Source organism: Chloroflexota bacterium, from assembly GCA_035652535.1.
GTDB lineage: Bacteria > Chloroflexota > UBA6077 > UBA6077 > SHYK01 > DASRDP01.
In genome coordinates this window covers 17263-39752 of record DASRDP010000102.1, presented here as the reverse complement: position 1 = coordinate 39752, position 22490 = coordinate 17263, and the positions used below count along the sequence as shown (strand labels likewise).

General features: G+C 60.5%; 17 protein-coding genes. 9 read left to right on the top strand and 8 right to left on the bottom strand.

Annotation, left to right across the window (positions count from 1 at the left end; genetic code table 11):
* Window positions 1-9: 9 nt before the first annotated feature.
* From VFC51_12290 to VFC51_12275, 4 genes are all read right to left on the bottom strand, one after another.
* On the bottom strand, window positions 10-588 hold the full coding sequence (locus tag VFC51_12290) for a hypothetical protein (protein ID HZT07804.1): 579 nt from the start codon (window positions 586-588) through the stop codon (window positions 10-12).
* Entirely contained in the window at window positions 585-881 is a 297-nt protein-coding gene (locus tag VFC51_12285; GenBank protein HZT07803.1) for a hypothetical protein, read from the bottom strand. The genes VFC51_12290 and VFC51_12285 overlap by 4 nt, the downstream gene beginning before the upstream one ends.
* A gap of 281 nt (window positions 882-1162) precedes the next feature.
* Window positions 1163-2605 carry a hypothetical protein gene (locus VFC51_12280; GenBank protein ID HZT07802.1) on the bottom strand — a complete coding sequence of 481 codons (1443 nt, stop codon included), beginning with the start codon at window positions 2603-2605 and terminating at the stop codon, window positions 1163-1165.
* Window positions 2606-4635: 2030 nt separating this feature from the next.
* Window positions 4636-5088, bottom strand: a complete 453-nt coding sequence (locus VFC51_12275) for a hypothetical protein (protein ID HZT07801.1) — start codon at window positions 5086-5088, stop codon at window positions 4636-4638.
* A 1465-nt stretch (window positions 5089-6553) separates the two neighbouring features.
* Here VFC51_12275 and VFC51_12270 point away from each other — a divergent pair.
* From VFC51_12270 to VFC51_12235, 8 genes are all read left to right on the top strand, one after another.
* Window positions 6554-7684, top strand: coding sequence for a hypothetical protein (locus tag VFC51_12270; protein ID HZT07800.1), 1131 nt, complete (start codon window positions 6554-6556; stop codon window positions 7682-7684).
* Window positions 7681-10698 carry a hypothetical protein gene (locus VFC51_12265; protein ID HZT07799.1) on the top strand — a complete coding sequence of 1006 codons (3018 nt, stop codon included), beginning with the start codon at window positions 7681-7683 and terminating at the stop codon, window positions 10696-10698. The genes VFC51_12270 and VFC51_12265 overlap by 4 nt, the downstream gene beginning before the upstream one ends.
* The gene (locus VFC51_12260) at window positions 10691-11791 is read left to right on the top strand and encodes a hypothetical protein (GenBank protein ID HZT07798.1); all 1101 of its coding nucleotides are present in this window, start codon (window positions 10691-10693) and stop codon (window positions 11789-11791) included. The genes VFC51_12265 and VFC51_12260 overlap by 8 nt, the downstream gene beginning before the upstream one ends.
* A gap of 374 nt (window positions 11792-12165) precedes the next feature.
* Entirely contained in the window at window positions 12166-12564 is a 399-nt protein-coding gene (locus tag VFC51_12255) for a hypothetical protein (protein HZT07797.1), read from the top strand.
* On the top strand, window positions 12561-12740 hold the full coding sequence (locus tag VFC51_12250; protein HZT07796.1) for a hypothetical protein: 180 nt from the start codon (window positions 12561-12563) through the stop codon (window positions 12738-12740). The genes VFC51_12255 and VFC51_12250 overlap by 4 nt, the downstream gene beginning before the upstream one ends.
* A 698-nt stretch (window positions 12741-13438) precedes the next feature.
* Complete coding sequence (locus VFC51_12245; GenBank protein HZT07795.1) at window positions 13439-13720, top strand: hypothetical protein; 282 nt, start codon at window positions 13439-13441, stop codon at window positions 13718-13720.
* The gene (locus VFC51_12240; protein ID HZT07794.1) at window positions 13720-14070 is read left to right on the top strand and encodes a hypothetical protein; all 351 of its coding nucleotides are present in this window, start codon (window positions 13720-13722) and stop codon (window positions 14068-14070) included. Before VFC51_12245 ends, VFC51_12240 begins: the two co-directional genes overlap by 1 nt.
* A gap of 332 nt (window positions 14071-14402) precedes the next feature.
* Window positions 14403-15056 carry a hypothetical protein gene (locus VFC51_12235; GenBank protein ID HZT07793.1) on the top strand — a complete coding sequence of 218 codons (654 nt, stop codon included), beginning with the start codon at window positions 14403-14405 and terminating at the stop codon, window positions 15054-15056.
* Between the two features lie 849 nt (window positions 15057-15905).
* On the opposite strand, the gene VFC51_12230 is transcribed toward VFC51_12235, so the two are convergent.
* From VFC51_12230 to VFC51_12220, 3 genes are all read right to left on the bottom strand, one after another.
* Complete coding sequence (locus VFC51_12230; protein HZT07792.1) at window positions 15906-16160, bottom strand: hypothetical protein; 255 nt, start codon at window positions 16158-16160, stop codon at window positions 15906-15908.
* A 1319-nt stretch (window positions 16161-17479) separates the two neighbouring features.
* Window positions 17480-17662 (bottom strand): hypothetical protein, encoded by a 183-nt coding sequence (locus VFC51_12225; protein ID HZT07791.1) that lies wholly within the window; start codon window positions 17660-17662, stop codon window positions 17480-17482.
* An 86-nt stretch (window positions 17663-17748) separates the two neighbouring features.
* A complete protein-coding gene (locus VFC51_12220) occupies window positions 17749-18462 on the bottom strand; it encodes a hypothetical protein (protein HZT07790.1) in 714 nt (237 codons plus the stop codon).
* A 146-nt stretch (window positions 18463-18608) separates the two neighbouring features.
* On the opposite strand from VFC51_12220, the gene VFC51_12215 reads away from it, so the two are divergent.
* Complete coding sequence (locus VFC51_12215; GenBank protein ID HZT07789.1) at window positions 18609-19469, top strand: hypothetical protein; 861 nt, start codon at window positions 18609-18611, stop codon at window positions 19467-19469.
* 638 nt (window positions 19470-20107) lie between these two features.
* Here the strand turns inward: VFC51_12215 and VFC51_12210 are convergent.
* Entirely contained in the window at window positions 20108-22471 is a 2364-nt protein-coding gene (locus VFC51_12210) for a hypothetical protein (protein ID HZT07788.1), read from the bottom strand.
* Window positions 22472-22490: the final 19 nt, after the last annotated feature.

Below are 22490 nucleotides of genomic sequence, written 5' to 3'. Positions count from 1 at the left end.
GGCATTATTTTACTGCCTAGGCAGGACCAGGCTGAGGTATCGGATTCGTGAGCCGTATCGGCCTGCGAATGGGGCCAGCTTGTCGGCGCCGACCGCGAGAGGGATTCGCAGAGTGAGCAGGCCGTCACTCAAGACCTCCACCCTCCCCTTGAGCGATGTCACTTCGGTTGGCGGCGGTATCGGCACGATGGTCCGTGCTGCCACGTCGGCACCCGCGAAATCAAATGGAGGCACTACGCCGGACGGCCCCGACCGTCGCGTAGGCGGCTCGAATTTCTGTCCGCGCGGTGCCAGATCGATCGAGAAGTCAGCCTTCACGTCGAACGCTGGGCTTTCGCCGAAGTTGTGCAGGGTGATCCTGACTCCGCTTTCGAACGGCTGGCGTCCGGTAGGGATGACGTACATGGGGATGATCCAAGCGCGCTTCGACAGCTCGAAGGACTTCTTCGTCGCCGTCAGCATATCCTGCGTGACGTGCAGGCTTTCCCGGACCGTAAAGAACTGGAGGACGGCGGTCGCGGCGAGGACGAGGTTCGCCACGACGAGGAGTGGGGTCGAGAGGATTCGAAACCAGCGGAGGAGCTTCATTGGCGCCGGCTGTACCACGGCCGGCCGAGGACGGAGAGCCGGCCGCGGATGCAATGACCGGCTCCGTGGAAGGCGGTCAGTTGCCGCAGCGAGTGATCGCGGCGGTCACGGCTCGATGTCTCCGCCGGCGGAGAGGTGGAGCGGATCGCTATCCGGTCGACGCCGACGTCGACCTGGACGACGTCCTCGGGCGGGATCACGGTCGGGAGGAGAGCGACGACCGCTCGCTGTCGGTCCATGATCGCGTTGGCAACGGGGCCGTCACCGGCGACCAACGCGTGCGGCGGCAGCACCAGACCCGACGCCGGACCAGCGCGCCTGCCAGTACGCTGCCGGATCGCGCCACCGAGTCCGATGATACCAGGCCAGGTGACCTGGGATCGTGTCTCTGACTGCCTTCGCCGCGATACGCGTAAGGATGAGAACGCCCTGCCTGCGAGCGAGAACGATGTTCCCAGCATCCTGAGATTTATCGAGGCACAGGCCGCGGTCTCTTCGCAGACGAGGCATCGGACGGGCGGCAATCACCTCTCCGCTGCGCCACGTTCCTCCCATGGAATGTCGGTCGTATGCGCTATCTTCGAGCGACCGTCCGTCGTACAAGGTCCAAGCCCGCGTAGACGCTTGGGACTAGATCGACGTCTGGTTGATCGAGACTAACGTACTTTGGCCGCTTGCCCTCGTGCTCCCAATTCAATTCGATCCGCGGTCGAAATTGACTCCACCATCGCGATGACGGCTCGAACAGAAGCCATAACACCACGTGAACGTTCATAAGCTCCACCCCGTAGCCGAGATACGTCAATCGGCCCTCCAATGTCTCAATGTGCGTTTCTTTCATGACGTCGCTGATATCGCGGTCCTCCGGACCGCCAAACATCTCTTCATCCAATTCGTGAATAAATGTCCAGAACAAGCTCGGCTGATCCAATCCCTTCGTGGGCTGAAGCTGGCCCGCCGGTATCAGCATGTAGAGGCCAGGGTAAGAACCGACCGTCATACTACGCCTCTGTGTGACAAGCCCGTGTGGGGTAGCAGTAACTACGTTCATTCCGATCATAGATCTCGCAACGGCCTCACAATATTGCGGTCCTCTGAAGAGACGGAGAAAACGTTGAAACGTCTCTGGCCGGTCTTTCAAAAGCAGCCACCAGCCTAACGTGGTAAGTAAGGATCCCTCACAGCAGCCCGCTCCGACCACATAAGGGCAGGAGCCCAACGCGATTGGTCCTCGATCACCCGCCAGGAGGCGCGCGAATTGTGGCACATAATAGACGGGGATGTCGGAAGCGCGTTGAAAGTGCCGAAGAAATTCACCACTTGCCTGATAGAAGCTTGGCTCCGCGGTTTCGGTATCGGCAGACAACTTCACGATTGATGCGTCGAAGGCCGCACGCGCAGCCGGGTCTACAAGGAGCTGCGCAATATCTGCGGCGCTCGCGGAATCGGAATCCGCTATCCGCCATACGCCGGGCACTCGGTCCGACACGAGATCCGATTGAAAGATCTCAGCGTAGAACATAGCAACTGTGCGATAAAGCTCGGCCAAATTGAGTCCGTCGCGGGGAAATACTCCTTCAAACGCGAGCTTCCGGGCAATGAGACCGGGAAAGAGAAAGGGAGGATCGGCGAGTGGCGTGCCGCGACGCGTGCCGGAGTGCCAGACGATGGGAGGCTGTCCGCGGACGGACAGTTCAACCCGTACGCTAACCCAGTTTTGATAGAACTGCGTAAGTAGCCGCCAAATAAGCTTGTGAACATCTCTACAGAAGCGAACCACATCATCCGGCGTTGTTGACGCACCTAGCGGATAAACGAGAGTTATGTCGGCCGAGTGTTCCGGTGTTCCGCTATCCGTACCCCGTGCCCGTTTAAGACTGAAATCACGGTGCGTGCGCCGCGCAAACTTCTCGACGAGTTTCCGGAGGCGGCGAAGCGTCAGTTTCGGATACCGTTCAGGCGGCTGGTTCGCCGTTGTGCCAACTTGTATAGACACCGCAACGATGCCGTCATTCATGGCGATGTCCTTTCGGTCTAGCCAGATTCATATGCAGTACTGACCAGGCGCCGAAGCCGGCTTAATCGATGGTTCGCGTTCTGGTTCGAGATCCGTGGTAGACTGGATGGCGACCGCGAAGAGGACAAGCAGCGGAGAGCGCGAGGATGAGGAGCTGATACGGCCCGCCGTCAGTCGCGCGCGCACCGGCTACTCCACTCTTCCCGTTCTTCGCGGTCTCGGTTCGTCTGCCACTGCATGCTCCACGGTGCGTCTGCGCCTGCCCGCTTGGACGGCGTGATACTGGTTGGTGAATCGTGACTCAATCGCGCGATGGGGTAGCGCCGACTGCCGGCGCCGGCGTATCGGGAGCCGTGTAGTCGGCTGCGTCGAGTCGCCCGAAATCGCAGACGTCACGCATCCGTGCGGCCGCTACGGGACCATGTGATACCAGGTGCGAATGCCTTCCGTGGCTGGAAATCCTGCGGTGCAACATGTCCCAAGTTCCAAGCATACTTAGGCCGAGCCAAACATCGGCGAACGATGACCGATACGGCCCGAACCAGTTGGCCCCAGCCAGGCTTTCTGCCGCAGGGACCCTCTTCCGGCTTTCCGCTGCGACGTGGGCTCGGGCGCTGCGCAGCTGCCAAGAGGATCAACATGTCACGCTCCAATCGGTCGAGCACCGGCGGAGAGAACCAGGCTCGCACCGACCGACGTGAAGCGAAAAGGCCCACCAGCCAAATGGGAACCAGTAGCGTCCTGAGGAGCACGCCGACCGCGACGAGCCCCTCGTGGATTGTCTGATCGAAGGGATTCGAGGCATCCTGGAGCGGCTGCGCGCCCAACATGACAACCGCACACACCGGCGGGCAGCGCGAGCCATTTGGAGAATGGGAGAGAAGCGACGGAGGTGTACGCCGTGACCATGGGAGGCCACGTCACCAACCTCCATTCGCAGGCTGGCCCTAAGTCCCGTTTGATGACGACCCGGAAGCTCATCGAGTGGACGCTTTCCCGGGAAACGAACCGCGGAGAAGGAAACGCAACGCTCGCGTATTGAGGACCAGCGGCCGCAGCCGCTTCCAACGCCGCCTGCGAGCAATGCATCGCGCTGCCGGCGGCGAATCTTTCCGCCGCCAAACCTTTGACGGCTCTTCGCTCTGCCGTCCCGAGGACGTTCTCGACGCATTGCTTGAGCTTGTCTACGATCCACGATGCTATAGCTACCGCACCCAAAAGCACCCCGTTGAAGCCGATTTCAAACTTCGGATGCAGCACGATATCGAGCACTGACAAGATGGCAGATGCTACGGCCACGACCTTCAGCATGTACGTTCAGTCAGACGAGCTGCAGAGAGGCACAGCCCTGGTGCCACAATTTCGTGTCTCGTCGTTGCCGGTCAATGACGCGTTGCTCGGTGGCCGGATTCCAGAGTCGCGTCATTGATTCGAATTGAGCGGGAACGTCGCTAAGCCCATCTGATGCAAGCAGATCGCGAATCTTCCTCATCTCACGGCGTCGCCCATCGCCACTTCCAGTGCTCCTCCGCGGCTGAACACCAGACTGATGAGCGTGGGTGCGCTGATGCGCCGGCAGCGCGTCCAGGCTCGGATAGGCTGCGCGCGTATTCGCGATTGTTCAGGGATCATGCGCGATGGGAACGCCTTCATCGCGGCCGGCATTGGGGCAACGGCGTCCTGGACAACGCCGAGGATCGCGAACGGGTCGGCTCTCATGCTCAGTCTACTCCGGTTGTGCGCCATGGTGCCGCCGACCGGCCGAGCAAGGCGGCATGTTTTGCGACTCAGGTGTGGGAGGGGCGCCGCGTACAGCATGAGACGTGCCCGCGAAAGAGCGGATCGAAGAGCAACAGCGGCGAGGTGTGCGTATTGCTTTGGTCGGCTTCCGTCCGAATCGTCAGACAGAAATGCGAACAACCGGACGAACTAACGGTGACTCGCGAGCGGGTCGTGGTCCTGAACGGGTCGATTGCGCCCTCTAGCTGGGAACGTCCAGCACGAAGCGAGGCACGCTGAGGCGGCGCTCGCTATTTCTTCTTCACCGGACGCCGCCCCCGGGCTGCCTTCCGCTTCGATGCGCCTACCCTCTCGTAGCGGCCCTTCTCGATCCGCTTGATCCGCCCCGAAGTCTCCCATCGGTTGAGCGCCGGATACGCCTGCGCGCGACCCTTCGCGGCTGCACCTGGGTCCTTCATGATGTCCTCGACGCCGAACTTCTTCGGCACCGAGGCGAGCACCTTGTCCCAGTTGACACGCTGTCCGCCTTGCGAGCGCGCCCAACCTCCTGCTGCGACTGCTGGTCTCCCGCGCGGACCGAGTCGCGGACCACCGTTTACGAAGGCCCGCCAGCCGTCGAGCTGGCTCACCATGTCGCGGATTTCGGCTTCCCGCCGGTCAATCTCTCGCTCTAGCAGGTCGAGAGCACGGGCTGCCTGCGCTCGGAGGTGGCTGAGGATGTCGGCCTGGTTTCCCCGTGGCATCACCGTCACCTCCTGTCGTGCCGACGGCACTATCCCAATTCCGAGAACAATTCGAATCCTTGGCCAATTCCCGCTGAACGCCGCGAGTTTTGTCGGTTTCGCCGAGTTGATCCCATGCCTCACACCCGGAAACGACTACGGCGGTCCACGCGCGACGACGGCTTACTACAACACCCGCGCCGCATTCGAAGCCGCCACATCTCGCGGCCGGCCTATTGCTAAGCGCCCAGGCGACAGACAAACCGCTCGTCAAAGGCGCCCACGCCATGTCGCCGCCCGAGAATCATAACTGTCTGAAATTCTAGACGGGGATCTTTAGAATGGAGGTTCCAGACAGTACTGCCGGTTGCGTGCAGCGCCCGACGATTCCCGTCGTTTGGTCGCCGCTGAGCCAAGCAAACCCCGGCCCCGCAGCCACCATCTCGCCGACACTCCCCGAAGCCGCTTCAAAGACTATACCTCCCGAGGCGGGAAATGAGGCGCGCGACAATCCTTGCTCCCTTCACCAGCCGACCGATTTGTCCACATTGTCCCTTGACGGACGACGCGCGACACGCAAGAGGGCAGGTCGGGACATGGGATTGCAGCATTGCGAACACCGCCCTAGCAGACAGTTGAGCGCAGTTGCCGTTTCCGGGCGGCGCATACGGCTGAGCGTGATCTCAGCCCGCCATGAGCCGGGAAGACACGGCTTCTTGGGGATCGCGGGGCTGCTGGCGAACCACGTCGCTCGACTCAGCGCCTCACGGCGTCGCCAGCTCCGGCGTAAACTCGTTCATCCGCACTCGGTTGTACCCAAGCCGTACCCTATAAGCTCAAAATACCATCCGAGGGATTCAGCGAAAGCCCGCCCGCCCCGGTCCGCCCATCCTCTTCGTCCATTCGACGATCTCCGCCACTCAGTTCCGGATCCGCTCTTGCGCCTGATAGCCGGCGCGTCGCAGGCGCCTGCCGACGTTCGAGCGAGGGCGACTGCTATTCGATGCCATTTGCGGCATTGCGCCGTCCTCCTAAACTACATTGCGGGACGCGATGTCGCTGTAACCTTTGTCGGCACCGATCTAACGCCGTCGCAGACCGTTGCCCTTGATTCGCCGCAGAATAGCAGCAGACTGTTATGGCGACCGTGCCGGGCGCTCAGATGGAGATGCCGTCGCCGTTCTCCATCCGGGCGTGCCCGAAGAAGCACACTGCAGCTCTTTGCCGTGGCCGCGTGCGCGCCATCAGTGCCTCGCGAGCATTCGTCGACTCAGGTAGTTCGTAACCCCGGCACTCGCCGCGGAAGTTCACTGTTCGGTTGCTTGATTGGTCGGGGCGCGGCGCCCCCTCGTAGTTCGCGCAAATGCCGCCTTTCTCAGAACTCAGTAGTCGACCAATCACTCCAGTCGCCTCTGCATGACCACCTAACGCGTGCAAAACCGGACCGCTGCCGCTTCCAGCGGCCTACGATTGATAAGGTCAACAAATGACAAGAGAGCAACCTTCGCGGCGTCTCGCGATTCAACTGGCCTCTCATGGAGAAGAGATAAAGATTAACAGACAGCGCGCGGATGGCAGCTGGACCACCCCGTTTCGTCTGAAAGCCGCACTCTTACGGACACGAAGCCGCCGGATAAGAACAGCGCTGAATGCTCTGAGCGCGTATGTCCGTGCAAATCAACCTTTGCAAAATCCGCGAGATGTCGGCTGGACGAACTATTGTGCTATCCTGCGAGAACTCCAAGAATCCGGCCAAGGGCTCTATGACGCGATCTTTGACGGTAGCGGCCCCGCAGCGGACCTCCGCAAAGCCATCGATGCTCTTAAGCCAGACGGTGAACTGCTGGTCCATATCGCAGATGATGACGTAACGCTTCCCTTCGGGTTTCTCTTCGAGGGGCAGATAAAAGCTCCTCCGGAATCTCCTCGGCGAGCCCACTTCGATCAGTTCTGGCTATCACAGCTGCGTATCACTGTGGTCGTACAAAATAGTGGTACCGATGATGAGCGATTCCTGTGTCTCGATCCGAAGGAGTTTCGCGCGCTCTATGCACTAAATCGTGCGGAGTTCGAGCTTGCCGTCGAGGCGCTCGATCCCCGGGAAACCCGCCAGCTGCGCTCACTCCTCAATATTCCACTCAAGGAGCACTATGATTGGAGCAGCGCCCGAGAGGCGTGGGATAGCTGCGTTGGCAACGTCTTCTTTGTGTTGGCCCATTCTGATGGGGACATTCTCAGCCTGTCGGACTCGACGTTGGACAGCGGCTCATTCTCGAAGCGCTTCAATCGACCTGGCGACGGTCCCTTGACACTACTAATTCTCAACTGCTGCCTGTCGATCATGGGAGCGGCTGGCGGCTCACTTCTGTCGGCCGTGGCGCGCCCCGGCTTTAGCGGAATTGTCGGAACGGAGGCGGAGATTCTAAATAGTGTTGCTCTAAGGTGTGGCACCCAACTTATGTGGAACCTGTGCGCCAACGGTCGGACCCTGGGAGAAGCGATTGATGCGCTTCAGCAGAGCGACGATCCGACAGTGTTTCCGTTAAACTTGTTTTACACGTGCTATGCCAGGCGCGAGTTTCGGCTGAGCAGTCCTTTGGAAGGGTTGGCGTCTTGAATCTCGGTGCGGAAGCAATCCCGAACGCATGGCCAGAAAACCCCTATCTGGGCCTAGACTTCTATCGCGAGAGCGACGCCGCTCTGTTTCGCGAACGCGACGGTGAAGTGCGAGAGTGCGCGGACCTACTGCTAGGCTACGGTCTGAAATTCCTGCTCTTGCACGGCTCAAGCGGCTGCGGGAAGTCGTCGTTCTTACGCGCAGGGCTAATTCCTTATCTGAAACGGCACACACTCCCGCTATGTTTTCTAAATAGTGACGATACCGTCATCCGATGTACTGAGGATCCGCTTCGTGCGCTGGCTCGTTCCCTCCGGCTGGCCGTCGACCAACCGAAGGTATTTGCTGATACGTTAGCATCGTCGGATGGCGGTCCTCACGTCGATCAAAACGCCCGCGAGAGGATCAGGCAGCAGTTGTCTCTTGAATCAGAGGGACTAGCCGACCTCGGCACGCGACTGCTCGACACATTAATGGATCTATCTGCCGATCTTCCCGGAAAGCTAGTCATCTTGCTCGATCAAGCAGAGGAGGTTCTCACACGTGCACTAGACGACCCAGAGGCCGTGGCAGTTCCAGCGTCGCGGTTTTTTCGGTTTCTTGAAGAGATTTACATTCGAAATCTCGACATCCGCATCGTTTTGACGCTGCGAACCGAATACTATGGTCGTTTCCGCGATGAGCTGCAAATCAGCGACAGCCGTCTGGGCCAGCGACCGGCAACCGGCGGTATCCAACCTTTTCTTCTTCGTTCGCTCCGCGATCGACTAAAGCTGGCGGCGATCGTGACCGCTCCGACGGAAGCACGAGTCGACGACTCTTCAGTCTATAAGTTCTCTTACCTTCCGGGTGTTGTGGATGTAGTCGTCGCCGATCTCCTGAGGGAGTTCCCTACTTCAATTACGCCGGCTCTGCAGGTCGTCTGTGCTGCACTGTACGCCCAATTGACGACCACAAAACGTCAAATAGCGGTCGAGGATTACGAGACTCTCGGAAAGGTGCGCGGCATTGTACGTTCATATGTCGAACTAGGAATAAACAGTGTGTCGCCACGAGGGCGCGACGAAACGGACAACTGGTATCTGTTGCTTCATTCTCTTGTGAGTCGACAGGGAGGAGGTACGGTCGTCTCTTTGACCGAACCGTTGGACGTGCTGACTGCCCGTGGTGAAGAACTAAAGCTTGGCGACGACATCTCCCGACGACTTCTCCTAATGACCCGCGGGACGCATCCAATGCTTCGGGCTGGCGGTAATGGTCCCGCGCTGCTTTTTAGTCTGAAGCATGATGTGCTTGCGGTCATACTGTCGCGCTGGTTCGACGAATACGGTGGGGCCATCAGGGCGAGGGTTGAAGAACGAAGAAAGCGACGCTGGATTGTCCTCGCAAGCTTATCGGTAGTAGGCGCGATTCTTCTTGCTGCGGGGTGGATCATATTCGACCGGTCAAGATCGCTGGCCAGCGTTAAAGCCGACGCGATCGACTTTCGCAATGCGTATGCTCGGGGAGCCGAAGAGCGAAATTATGATCGAAGCATCTTGGCCTTACTATACAATCTGGAGCAGACCGAGCATGCAGTGAGTGTATACGACAGAATCGCTGGTTCGAATAGGTCCGGTCGCGCAAAGACGATTGATGCGTTTCGAGATGTGCTGCGCCGTGCGCCAAGATTCGTCTCTAGGGGTCGTGCAATTGGTTTGGATACAGACACGGGCGCCATACTGGTTCTCCAGCGCGATACTCTCAGGATATATGATCTGGCGACGAGCGGCGCTCAGCTCGACTGGCCCAATCATGAAGATCATGCGCTCCCCGTAGGAGAAGAGTGGACTTCCTCCATGTCGGTGCCGAGTCCCGCAATTGGTGTTGTTCGGGGAATCGGTCCCGTTGCATTGGTCGACGGCAAGGCCTTCTTCTGGAAGGACGGCGAGCGGCAGGCGCGCAACGTATGGGCGGCGACACTTGCGAAATACCCCGACTTCGGCCAGCCGTGGCCCGCATTCCCCTCGTTCGCGGCGGGCAAGCTAATCCTTCAAAAGCCGACAGCGGGTGGCGGAACGTCGCAAATACTACGCTTCGGTACTCAAGAATTGGCCGGGAATGACGTAGTCATACCTGAACCGGCATCGCTAACTGTAACGCGCCACATATCTGGTGCTGCGCCGTTGCTGTCAGAGGGCGTCGGAGTCGCCCAGCGATACGGCGCGCTGGATGAAGACGTGAAAGCAAGCGCGGGGAATGTGGCCGTCGCCGAGGATGTGCCAGCGGGCTCTCGTTGGGCGGGACTAGACCTAGTGTTCGGTGACCTTGACGGCGGCTCAAAGATAGAGAATCGCGAATTGGTAGCGAGGGTACCACATCAGGTTGGTATTCCGGAGCGGCAGATCGCGACGTTTGCCTTCGCGCCGAATGCCGATGCGGCGATTGTCAAACTTGATGGTAATCATGATTTTGAAATAGTAGACCTGTCGCGCGGAACAGCTGGTTCGACAGATGCTGGGCGGTCGCGGTCGCCGGAGATTGTGAAGGTTGAAGCCGCTGGATCGGAGCACCTCGGCCAGTCGGGCGTGTTCTGGCAGCTGCCGCCGTTGGCCGCGATAAGGGTAGGGGAACATTGGCGGGTGGCGTGGCCGTATCGATACGCGGTCTTCGTCGTAGAAAACGACGAAACGCCCAGTGTGGCGCGGTCGAGCCTGGGAGGTCCGTTATTGTCGGCTCCATCGCGGGAAGGGGTACCCCCGTTGGGCAGAAAGCTACAGTTCACGGCTGGCGGCGACTTCTTGGTCATGATCGACACGCAGCAGGTCGGGGCGAGTAACGTCGTGCGAGTGTGGGATCTCCGAGCGGCTTGGCGGGAATGGACAGACAGTGCCAGCGACGAAGACTTGCGCGCAGTTGGCAGAAAGATCGTTGAAGCTGATCGAGGCGGGTGTAAATTCGTCGGCGACGAAAAGGCTGTCTTGCAGGTGAAGGCCACAAACGACGGCCTATGCGATGAGGATAACCGTGAATAGCTTGTTCGCTCCGGTGGTAAATCTATGGTCCGAAATGCGAAGGGGTAATATTCCGCTGCCGGAGGTCGTGCCCATTGAACGGGACCGGTGCTTGCCACGCGGATCGGCTGGCTCGATCATTCGTCGAAATCAGATGTATTTTACGATTTGGCTTACCGAAATGCACCTGACGCAGAATCGACAGTGGTGGTCGGAGTTTGATCCATTGGTCGTCATCGTCGTCGAGTTTAATTATGGAAATGAGCGAGTAGCGATTCCAAAAGTGATCGGGCCGAGCTTGATTGCGACGAAGAAGGTTGGCGACAAGCCTTTGCACGGGTCAGTATTGCTCGATACGAAGGTAACGGGCCCTCACCCCTACCGGGGAGACGATGTCGCGATATCCGTGGCGCTCTACCAGGTCGAGCGGGTCAACCATGCGGGCGTACTACTAAGCCTTGTCGAAAGCCTCTCGGCGGCGCTGGGAGGGCCGAGCGATATGGCGGCTATCGGCAAGACTGGAGAGGTAGTCTTGAGAGGTATCGAGGGACTCCTCGGGCTAGGGGGAACCAAGCTATTGGCGGGGGCGCGGATGTCCCTGGCCACATCAATAGTCAACCCTCTGACGTCGGGATTCACGGCGATTGTGGCGCCGCCCATTCCGCCGGTTTCTCAGCTATGTGTCGCAGACAGAAGGCTTCGGATCGGAGCGAACGAGGAATCGGGTCCGTACCAGTCCAGCGATTTTGTACTAATTGGCGTTGGTGGTTCAGAAGCGCGTGAAGATGAGAACGTATTGCCATTCTTTCCAATGAAGGCGGAGGCCTTGGCGGCAATCTTTGAGGGAGAATCCGGGATCAAACGCGGCAAGGCAACGCTGATTGCAGCGTACCAGCAGATGCTTAAGAGTCCTGACCTGACAGCCAATGGAGCGGGAAGTTTATTCGATGGTTGGGTAAAGGAGTTCGAAGGGGAGAAGGAGCGGCTTAAGCGAGTTCGGGTACTGTCACAGGGGGGTACTGACGAAGCGGTTCGGATGCGCCGGTCGACCCATGGCGGTGGTGCGCAAGTATTGAAGGATCTCGACAAAGCGATGGGCAGGCTCGACTTCTGAGAGATACGAATGGGCGATCTGGGAGGGAGGATTTCGCCTGACCTCGCACAACGGCGTGCACGAGTGTTCTTCCAAATTGTCGACGCCCGGCGCGATTGCTGGCTACTGTAGGCGAAGGGGCTCGCCGGGACAATGAACCGTGAGGCGATCGAGCGGGACGCGGTGTCGCGCGGATGCGGCTGATCGATTGCCTCCCGTGCTCGCAGGTGGCGAAAACGGGGAACTGCCCGACGCGGGGTCGGGAAGCTGCTCGATCGGCCGTCGGGCGGGATGCCGCTAAGCTACGAGCGGTATGCGAGGCTGCCGTAGACGAAGGGAGCGGTTGCTCGCGCTCGGGACGTCGTGCCAGAGTTCGGCCCTCGTGGGAGGTGCCGATGAAGCCGCTCATCGCTGGTCTGGTCGTGGGGTGTCTCGCGATCGGGACGACCGCCGTTGCGAAGGATTTCTGTATCAACGTACCGGATCTGGGGATCACGTACGTCGGGAAGGGTTTCCGGATTCCGGGGAAAGGGCGGTGCAAGGGCTTCGACGGAATCTTGCTGAGCGCTGACCACCTGCGTGTGGGCGGCGGCACGGCATGCACCGCGTCCGACGGCTCGCATGTGACCTTCAACTTCGCCCTGATCCGGGCCGAAGCGAACTACCTCTCAACGAACGCGAGTTCGGCCGATCTCTCGCTGCCGTCTCTAACGGGAATGTCGTTCGGCCCGTACGGCGCGGTGGGCTACGCCGCGACCGGAGGCACCTGCCCGAGCACGGCGACGGTTCCGTGAGCGAGAACGTGATCCCGTTCGAGATCGGCGAGAGGATGCGGCGTGACGCGGCCCGTCTGCTGCGCGACGTCGCTCAGCGGATCGAAGAGCTGCCGCGCGAGAAACTGCCTGACGTGCTTCTCCGATTGCCGCTCGACCAGCTGATGAATGCTTTGACAGGGCGGAGGTCGCAATGAAGGCTCTTGCTGCACTGCTACTGGTGACGGCGACGCTCCTTCGGCAACCAGATCGGCAGCTGCCATTCAAAGCGTCGTAGCGCAGGTTCAGTTCCGCGTGTTCAATGACACTTCGGCGGAAGGGCAGTGGTTCATCGTCACGGCGCCTGGGTTCGCCGGCGGTGAGGGATTGCAGTGACTCGGCTCAGCGACGCGAACCGGCTGAAGGCGCTCGCCAAGAATCGCCGGTGGGCTTGCGCGCTCAAGATCGACCCCGACTTCGCGGCGGAGGGTGTGGTCGCATCCGTCATGGTGTTCAGCGTAAAGTCGTGTCAGGCACTGCCGCCTACCTGTGGCGATAACCTTAAGAACCAGGACGAGTCAGACGTCAACTGCGGCGGCAGTCGTTGCGGCCTGTGTCCCGAGTTCAAGACCTGCAACTCGGCTACGGATTGCAGTACTACGTATTGTATCCTTGACGATACTGGCTGTGGAATCTGGGCCGGGCTGAAGATCTGCAAGCCAACTACGTGCTTCAACGGGACGAGCGCAGACGTCGGAGAGGAGGGAGTCGACTGCGGCTATGACGCGTGCCGCAAGCGATGCAATGTGGGCGAGTTCTGCGTGCAAAATTGTGATTGTGGCGTGCCGGCTCACACCTGTACCAGCAACATGTGCAGTAGCGATCAGACGCGACGCACATGACTTCAGGAGATCCCATGATCCGACACTTCGCGCTCGTTGCTATCCTCCTCGCGGCTACTGCCCGCGGCTCAGATGCGTTCGTGATGTGCAACCGCGTGAACGCGCAGGGTATCGTGAGAGACGGCGCCGCGATCCGCGTGCGGACCGCGTGCAAGGCGTCGGAGGTAGCGCTGAACCCGAGCGACCTCGATCTGCCGCCCTCGCCTCCGCCGAAGCACGCGATCTTGAAGGACAGTCACGGTACGGTCATGGGCGTGGTGAGCACCCAGGACCCGGTGCCCTGGCGTCCCTCGTGATGAAGCTTCCCGGCGACGTAGAGGCCGTCCTCTCGGTCGGTCCCGACAAGTTGTACGGCGTCGACAGCGGCCTGTTCTACGAGAGCAACGACTGCACGGGACCGGCGCACACTTTCCCGGCCGGCAATCAAGAGAATCCCGTCGAGATGCCGGCACCGGGATACACGGTGACATCGTTCTTGGCTGGCGACGGAACCGTGTACTTCACGAGCGAGCCCCGTTCACCAAGGCACGTCGGATCATTTCGGATTCTGACGACGAACAACTGCGAGGCCACGGATAGGACGTACACGCTTGGCAAGGTGGACGGCGTGACATTCTATCCGCCCTACCAAATCGTCACGGAGTAGCGCAGCTTCTTGCCGTCACCGCTTTCGCCATGGCGTGGACCACGCATCACGCGTTCGTCTTGAGCACCGGCGCGGTCGACGCGAGAGTGACAGCGGCCTTCACGTGAACCATCCGAACCGCGCGCTCCCGTACCTCCGGGCGAACCTCGTCGGTCTCACGATGGCTCCTTCCTTCCCAAGAAAAGAAGCCTCGGGGAAACCGAGGCGCTTCACTGGGCAATTTTGTCTGATCGGGAGCGGGCCAAATTGAGAGAGCTGACCCCGTTCGGCGCTCTTGCGAGAGTAGACGAAGAGGTGATAGCTGGGCTCCTCGCCGCCTTCGGAGCTGATGCATGGCTACTCAACAAGAAACCCAAGGCGCATCAGACGCGCCAGGCAAGGCCGGCGACAGTTCTCAGAAGGACGAGAATACTGCTCAGCCGCAAGCAGAGAAATCATCGAGCGAGAAGGCTTCGACTAACGAGCGGGCGGAAAAGCCCCGGGCAAATCCGCGAATATCTAAGGCTAAGAGCGCGACATCCTCCAGAAAGAAGGCGCGTTCCGCAGGCGACACTCACCCTCCAGCAGCGCCAGCTCCGCCGCCGTCTCAAGATGATGGGGTTGCTTTCGGACTCGACCCTCGAACAGGCGCCGACGTCTATCACGAATACGGAAAGTTGGCGCTTCCAATTCAGGCCGCTTGGGCTCTGCCCATTGAGCAGCGCAGCGCTTTCCTTGAGAAGGCGCTCGACGGTTGGCAGAAACGGCAGCTGCTGGGTGGAGTCTTGGGAATCGGCGCGGGGATGGCGCACTCGGGCCTTGGTGCCTGGATGATGCTGACCGCTGCCAGTGCACTTACGGGCGGGCTCGCAACCACGCTGATCATCTCGGGTGTCGTGCTTTCGGCATTCGGATTGAACGCCCTGTTCGATAAGCCACCGGACGGCAAGCTCGCAAAATCGCTAGGTGAGACCCTCAGGATGGGACGCAAGGGCGGCAAAAGATGAGCGTCAGAGTTCCTGCGGTCTTTGCCGTCATCGCCCTTATCTCATTCGTTGCCGGAGCCGCTGCATGGCAGCTCATGGGCTCAGCTCCCGGCACCTTCCCGACCTCGACACCGCAAGCATCGCCATCGCCTGTCGTTTCAGCTTCTCCATCGCCGACTCATACGACGGAACGCTCGCCTACGCCAGGAGTTACGCCCGAGCCGCAATGCGCGGTAGTTATCACTACAAAGTCTCTCGGAAAATCCGTCGTCACCGCACTTGTGCTTGATAACGGAGTACGGTTCAGCGCAGTGCCGGAGGTGGCCGCTACATTTTTGGTGCCATGTTCTGCGAATGGGTACCCCGCGACTGCCGTCGACAAGAAAAATAAACGCATCGGTGTCGTCAATCTCAAACTGACACCGAATATTGTAAATGTGTTGTCGCTAGACCGCTCGAACCCGCTTCCATCGCCGAAGCCTAGGAGTTCGGCTACATCGGAGGCGATGAGTGGAACCGGCTCCCGTATCATGTCGTTCGACAAACTGCCGGTGCGGTACCTGGACCCAACGGGTTGCTTTCCGCCAAGCAGCTGGAGCGACGGCGACGTCTGGCGCGACGGGATGCTTTCCTGAACGGGGTTGCCGTGTCCATGCTTTGCGATCTACGACAATGACTGCCGTCGCATGTTGGGAATCGCCGACGCCCTTTCTTCCCGAGGAACTTGGGGAGCCAATTTTGCCGGTACCGCCCTGGTCTCGTTGTCCGGTGAGGTCCGGCTGGGCTGGTAAGTCCCCGTGAGGACGGAGCGCGACGAGGTTCGAGCTGCGTCCTTTGAGCAGCGCACCTCGCCGCGCCTGATCTCCTTCTTTAGAAATTTGTCGATGCTCGCCGTGGACCGCTCGGCGCAAAGCACTCAACACTCGGGACGTCCTCGCCGATCGCGTCCTGGATCCGCTTCAGGTTGCGGATCGCCCACTCATTGGTGGCGATGTCTGCGATCGCAGCTGCCCGAATCGTGCGATCGTCCAGCGATTGTGGCGTCAGCTCGAAGAGCGGGTGGCGGCGCAGATCCTCCTCGGCGGCGGCGAGGAGCTGAGCCTGCAGCTCGTCGTAGTGACTCAACTCCTGGCTGCCTCCGCGGTTGCTTGACGGCGGGAAACAACCGGCAGCGAGATCTACTGTGCTCTACCGATTGAGCTACGTCCGACGGACGGACGGCGGGGCTCGAACCCACAACCACCGGCTCCACAGGCGATGAACTCGCTACCCACGCCACCTCGTCGGGCGGCGGGTTCTGCGGAGATCCGGGTTCCACGGCAAGGAGAAAAGGAAGGCGTCACTCCACCCGTTTCACCGAAATCTGCGGGCGAAGGATCGTATCGTTGTTGAACGAACTCAGCACGGTTCGCGGCAGCGAGGTCCCTGAACCTCGCGACCACCTCCATCGTTTCCCCGTCTTCGGTTTGCACAACCTCACCGACGCCCGCTGGTTGGAGCGACCCCAGCTTGTCCATCACAGCGGTCCGGTGGACCGGGTGGAATGTGATGCGGAGCCCACCGCCCACAACGCTTACGATCGGTGGGGGCGAGGGCTGCGGCCAGCCGGGTGGTAGCTGAAGGTCGAGACCGAGTTCGGACAGCTCGCGTGCGATGTGCCGGAGGAGTAGCCGCTGGGCGGCGCGAGCGATGTTCTGGTCGGCGATTGAGCCGCCCGGCGATGCCGTGTCGAAGATCTGCGGCATGAACGCTGACGCGGCCTGCACGAGAGCAAGCCGCTCTTGGCGGACGGTCGCCTCTAGGTGGCGTCGGGTTGCCAGCTCCTCGCGCTGCGCGGCCGCTTCCTCGCGCTGGGCCGCCTTTTCATGGCGTTCGGCGTCGCGTCGAGAATTACGGAAGTTCAGCAGAAGAGCCGCGATCGCGACGCCCCCGACGATCCACGGACCAATCCACGTGTACCAGGGAGGTCCTAGGCAAGCGGCGGGATCTGCTGCGGAGGCGAGCGGCGCGACCAGGGTGACGACAACGGCCGTCGCGACCCGAAGAATCCGCTTCATGCCCGGGGCTATCAGGTGGTCGGTGGGCCGACAAGCCGCAGGGCGCCGACCGCCGCCGCCTGACGGCCGGCGTCCCCGGTAGCTTCGCATCGTCTTCAGCGCCCGCTCGACTGCGCGAGGGTCGGGCGCACGTCAACGAGCTTGGTGGGCTTGGGAGGTGGTGTGGGCCGCTCTCTCACGGGTGCTCTCTTCGCGCTCGTCGTCTTCTTCGGGATGATCGCCTTGTCTACTTCCGCTTCAAGGCAGCCTCCGACACGTCGTCGACGGACCGCTCGTACGAGAGCGGCATTCCGCCCACCGACCGATCGAGGACCTGCCCCGCCCCGTGGACGTCGGACGACCGCCCCGGGTCAGCCGGTGTACGTGGGCTCGTTTGGCTTGCCGTCCTCATCGATGGAGCCGTGGTCCCCGGTCTTCGTCGGCATCGACGTTTACGACTACAGCCAGGAGAAGTGGGTTCGGGTTGAGCACGACGCCGTCGTCTTCGAACGCGGTGACGGGGCGCAGTTCCTGCTCGCGGAGTACGAGAGAGACGTCGACCGAGATGTAGCCTCGCTGGTCGCCGTGCACCCGACCGAGGAGATGCTGATCGACTTTCCGATCGGGGTGCTGGAGGCGATCCGCGAGTTCGTTTGGAGACCCCGAGGGGGTCCATGTCAGAACCGAAGCCGCCCGGGAAAGCCGACCGCGCGCGGCCACTCATCGATCCGAATCTTCCTTCGCCAGTCAGGCTGTCCGATCGCGGGAATGCAGACCTCGATGAAGTGACCAGGGTGGGGACCACCGAGGCCTTCGAGGGGTAAGCCGCGATACAGGCGCAGCTCGTATCCCTTTCGCGTGCGGCGGGGAATCGTCAAGCCCTCGATGCCGATCTTCGGCGCGACGAATCCAGTCGCCACGACTCTTCCGTGCCGATCGAGGTCCAAGTACTCCGGTTCCAGCGTGAACCTGGTGTCAACGAGCGCCGGCGGCAGCAGCCGTCGCCGTCGCCAGATGCTGTAGTACGGCTGCTTGACGACGGTCGCCAAGTCACCGGTGTTCTCGAAGATAACCGGGATCTCGGCGACGATCTGCGACGGGGGCAACTGGGAAATCGTTCCGAAGTGACCATGCAGCTCGAACCGGAGTGAGCCCGGATCGCGTCTCTGATCGAGCCGGACGCTCACCTGGTTCACGATTACCAGCGAGAGCGCGATGGTGGCGAGTGCCAGGAGCACCGTGCCGTACCACGGCAGGCCTCGGAGAAATGCGATGAGAACGACCCCGGCGGCGGGTGCGAAGGAAAGGATCCAGTTCAGCCACGACTGCAACGCAGTCGAGAGTAGGGTGCCGACAAGCCACCTCAGGACGCTCCAGGCCCGGCTCAGCATTGGTGGCGCGTATCGTCGAGGCGCAAACGTGTCAAAGCCGTGTTCGCCGAGATCGTTGCCGGTATTTGATGCGAGTCAGCGGTTGTACACGTCAATGGGATCGCGGGCTTGGCCGGCCGGTGTGCGCGGCGGTATCCTATTGCCCGGTGATCATCACCAAATTCAACGAGATCCTCACAGGCCTCGATGAAGCGCTGGAGTTCGCGAAATCCCTTCCGGTCAAAGTCGCCGGCAGTCGTTTCGAGCTGTACCGTGACCCGATCGCGGCCTGGGTGGAGAAGCACATCCCCGAAAGGTCGTTGCCCCCAGACCGTGACGACGGTCTCGACTCCATTGCGCTGTCCGAGTCGATGGAGCTGGCTCAGGACATCGTCCCCTTCCTCCGTGGGGAGGACCCCAAGATCGCCAAGGAGAAGCTGGGGCACATCTTCCGCGGCAAGCACAAGCCGGGCGAGGACGATCACAACGAGAGCATGGCTCGGAACATCGCGTTCGAAGTCGCCTTCGCGGCTGTCTGCAGACGCGCGGGTCTCGACACGCGACTGGAGGAACCTGACGTCGTCGTCCGGCTCGGCCAAAGGAAGATCTTGATCGCGTGCAAGAGGCCGTTCGGCGCGCCCGGCGTTGAGGCCAACATCACGGGAGCACGCGATCAGATCGAGAAGCACCTCACCCCATCCGGTGACCGCGGTGCGATCGCCATCTCTCTGTCGCGAGTAGTCGTGCCGCTCGACACGTGGCTCCGTGGACGAGACGCGGCGGATCTGGATCGGCAGCTCGATGCCCGCGTCGTCCAGGGAGTCGAGCGCCACCGGCATCACTGCCAGGAACACGTGCCAGCGGCGATGGTGGGCGGCGTGATCTTCCACGCGAGCTGCGTAGGGTTCGAGCCGAAGCGCTACATCTATCTCGGCGCGTCGCGGCTGTACCGGCTTGGGACTGGGAAGACCGCGAGCAGCCGACTCTTCGACAAGCTGGGCAAGCGGCTGGAGAAGGCTGATCTGTGATCCGCCGGCACGCCAGGTCGACGATCGAGCTGATGCCAGTGGCGAAACCAACTTCCACTCCTAACCCCCACCCCGACGGGCACGCCTACGGAAACGCCGGCACCCACACCAACGCAGGCGATCGTCTGTGTCGTCTCCACGCCTCCCGCGGAGAAGACGTTCGGACTCACTGGAGCCGGGTGGGCGGCGCTCTCCACGATCTTCGCTACCTTCGTCGCCGCTCGGTGTCGCCGTCTTCGGTGCATGGCAGGCGCGGCGGATCGCCCGCAGCCAGATGATGCAGAGCTTCCTCGATACTAACTTTGAACTTGATGAGACGTGGCTCAGGGCCCGTCACTTCGTCGAGGGATTCAGGAAGGAGAATCCGTACGGCCACGCAGAACCGGGCAGCAGCATTGCGGACTCGTTCCGGGCTGCCAGGGGCCACTTTTTGAAGTGTTCAAGCGAACCACGAGCCGACTCGACAGACAGGAAATGAGCGATGCCCGGACCAAAAAGGGGCCTTGGCCGGCACCAGCTGGACTGGGGACGCGACAACACGAACCTTAGGATGCATTCAGACCTAGATGAGTGATCCCCAGACAGGCGAAAGGGCCGTTCATGTCCGGCCATGCCGCGGCCGACCGGGACCTCACGCGCTACTTTGGGCAAAGGAACTTCTGGACGCGATGGTTGCCGTTGTCGGTGACGTATACTTCTCCGTTACCGTTCACTGCGATACCCCATGGATTGGCAAACTCGCCGGGGACGCCGGTGACACCGAATGTTCCCCACCCAGCCTGAAATGCGCCGTTTGCGTCGAATATTTGTATGCGGCTGTTCCCGCTGTCTACGACAAACAAGCGGCCGTCACTGCCCACCGCGGTGCCCGCGGGTCCATTGAACTCCCCTCGACCGTTGCCGTACTGACCCCACATCGTGATGAAGTTGCCGCTGTTGTCGAATTTCTGAACGCGCGCGTTACCAGGGTCCGTTGCGAACACATTCCCATCAGCATCCACGGCGACTCCGAACGGTGAATTGCCGGCAAATTGACCGGGTCCGCTCCCGAACCCACCCCAAGACCCGAGGAACGTTCCGTCGTTGGTAAACTTCCACAGCAGAAAGCTGCTGCTATCGGCGACGAAGACGTTCCCGCTCGGGTCGACGGCGACGCCGAGCGGATTGGAGCCAAAATTGGTCCCCGTTTGGCGACCCCACTGAGTAATGAAGTTCCCATCACAGTCGAACTTCTGCACTCGGTGGTTGGGTGCGAACGTGTCGTGACCGTCCGTAGCAAATACGCTGCAGTTGTTGCTATCTACGGCCACACCGTGAGCATAGGCAAAGCCTCCGGGGGCGCCGCTCACGAATTGCCCCCACGATGTCAAAAAGCTTCCCGCAGGATCGAACTTCTTGATGTACCAGGAATCTGCAACATAGACGTTTCCGTTCGAATCCACTCCGATACCCTCGGCATTTCGGAGGTGAGGCGGATCATTGTCAGTGCCTGCACGTCCCCAGTCGGTGACGAAACTGCAGGGAGGGGGCGTGCATAAAGCTATACCGGATTCACCACTGACATAACGGACCCCGGTAGGTTCCCCGTCGTCTCCAATCTCCTCCAGGATGACCACCGCAGCTTCGCTCCCCAGACCATCACCAAGCGCATCTGTCCCAAAGGGTGACCATGGCAAATCGATCCAGAACCTCTCAGCGCCGCTCCCGCTCGCATCCGTAAAGACCGATTCGTCCGTATCGGCGAGCGCGACGTCGCCACACGTGCCGGCTTCAAGCACTTCGATGGCGTACTCTGACTCGGGCGTTGCGCCCTGTAGCTCCACCGTGATCTTTAGGCTGTCAAGAATACCAGTGCTTCGCGAAATCCGCACGGACCCGCGCACTTCACTCCTCAAGCCATCGCAAACCGAGTTGCCGTCAATGGAAACCATCGCATACATGGAATCACTGTTGATACAGGTGTCAGCGTCCGGCATGCAGCTTGCAGACAATTCATTGACGCAGCCATCTTCCGCGTCCCAGTAATCGGTCGTGCAGGGATCCTCATCGTCACAAACGCCGTCTTCGATCGCGCCTTCTATGCTCGAAGTGGCATAGGATAGTGGTTCCGCAGGGCCCCTCTCACTTGCAGCGATCGTGGTAGGCTTTACATACTTGCATTTTCCAGCGAGAGCGTCCGGCAGACACTTGGCGTCAATGAAGCCCCAACCGTACAAAGGCGAGCGCACCAGTGCGGCCTCACCGCCTTTGGCGATGTATCGATAAAACACTGTCGGTTCTGGCGATAAATCTACCAGCGTGCGTTTCTCGGAGACGCGATACTTGTTTTTGAAACCAAGGGGTGTGAGTTTGCGATCTTTGGACTTGAAGTAGTTCGAGTAGAGCCTAATGGGCGACGGGCATATGGGTTTGTGGGTGGTTGGATCGATGTCATTGTTGACAACGAGCGGACAGCTGGTACCGTCGCAACAATTCCCCGGGCAATGGCACCTCTCCCCCGGATCAGGACAGTCGCTGTCCATTTTGCACACCTTCTTCGGGTGATTCTTGCAAGTATTCTTCCTCCCGGCGCAAGGAGACGCATTGACGAGCGTCGCAAACTGCTCGCCTGTTACGGCATGGCGGCTCCGCATGTTTCGCTTGTCTATTCGATTACAGCGGTTCTTGACTGTCTTAGGGTAACCCTTGGGGGCGGCGAGCGCTTCGAGTTCCGCGAAGCCACACATGTTGGGCGTGTTGGCATAACCCCAAGGCCATTTGGTCGTTCTTTTCTCTACATCGGCAACTTTACCATGATAGTCGAACGTCTTACCTGTCAGCTCCCAACCAGTCACATATCCATCTTTTTTATTGCGTATCCGTGTGCCGTCACCCGGCTTTGGTCTCGCGTCCTTGACCTTGTACCGGTGCGCAGCGGTGGCGCCATTGGGGCAAGTGAATATGAAACAGGTCAGCGCAGCGACGACCAAATGCCACGGCGCGCTTGGCACGAGTATCCTCATGCACGCCATCCTTTCCCCC

Coding starts and splice junctions, on each gene's coding strand:
- VFC51_12290 (HZT07804.1), bottom strand. CDS start 588: ATGAAGCTCCTCCGCTGGTTTCGAATCCTCTCGACCCCACTCCTCGTC.
- VFC51_12275 (HZT07801.1), bottom strand. CDS start 5,088: ATGCCACGGGGAAACCAGGCCGACATCCTCAGCCACCTCCGAGCGCAG.
- VFC51_12255 (HZT07797.1), top strand. CDS start 12,166: ATGAAGCCGCTCATCGCTGGTCTGGTCGTGGGGTGTCTCGCGATCGGG.
- VFC51_12210 (HZT07788.1), bottom strand. CDS start 22,471: ATGAGGATACTCGTGCCAAGCGCGCCGTGGCATTTGGTCGTCGCTGCG.
- VFC51_12270 (HZT07800.1), top strand. CDS start 6,554: ATGACAAGAGAGCAACCTTCGCGGCGTCTCGCGATTCAACTGGCCTCT.
- VFC51_12245 (HZT07795.1), top strand. CDS start 13,439: ATGATCCGACACTTCGCGCTCGTTGCTATCCTCCTCGCGGCTACTGCC.
- VFC51_12280 (HZT07802.1), bottom strand. CDS start 2,605: ATGAATGACGGCATCGTTGCGGTGTCTATACAAGTTGGCACAACGGCG.
- VFC51_12235 (HZT07793.1), top strand. CDS start 14,403: ATGGCTACTCAACAAGAAACCCAAGGCGCATCAGACGCGCCAGGCAAG.
- VFC51_12220 (HZT07790.1), bottom strand. CDS start 18,462: ATGCTGAGCCGGGCCTGGAGCGTCCTGAGGTGGCTTGTCGGCACCCTA.
- VFC51_12240 (HZT07794.1), top strand. CDS start 13,720: ATGAAGCTTCCCGGCGACGTAGAGGCCGTCCTCTCGGTCGGTCCCGAC.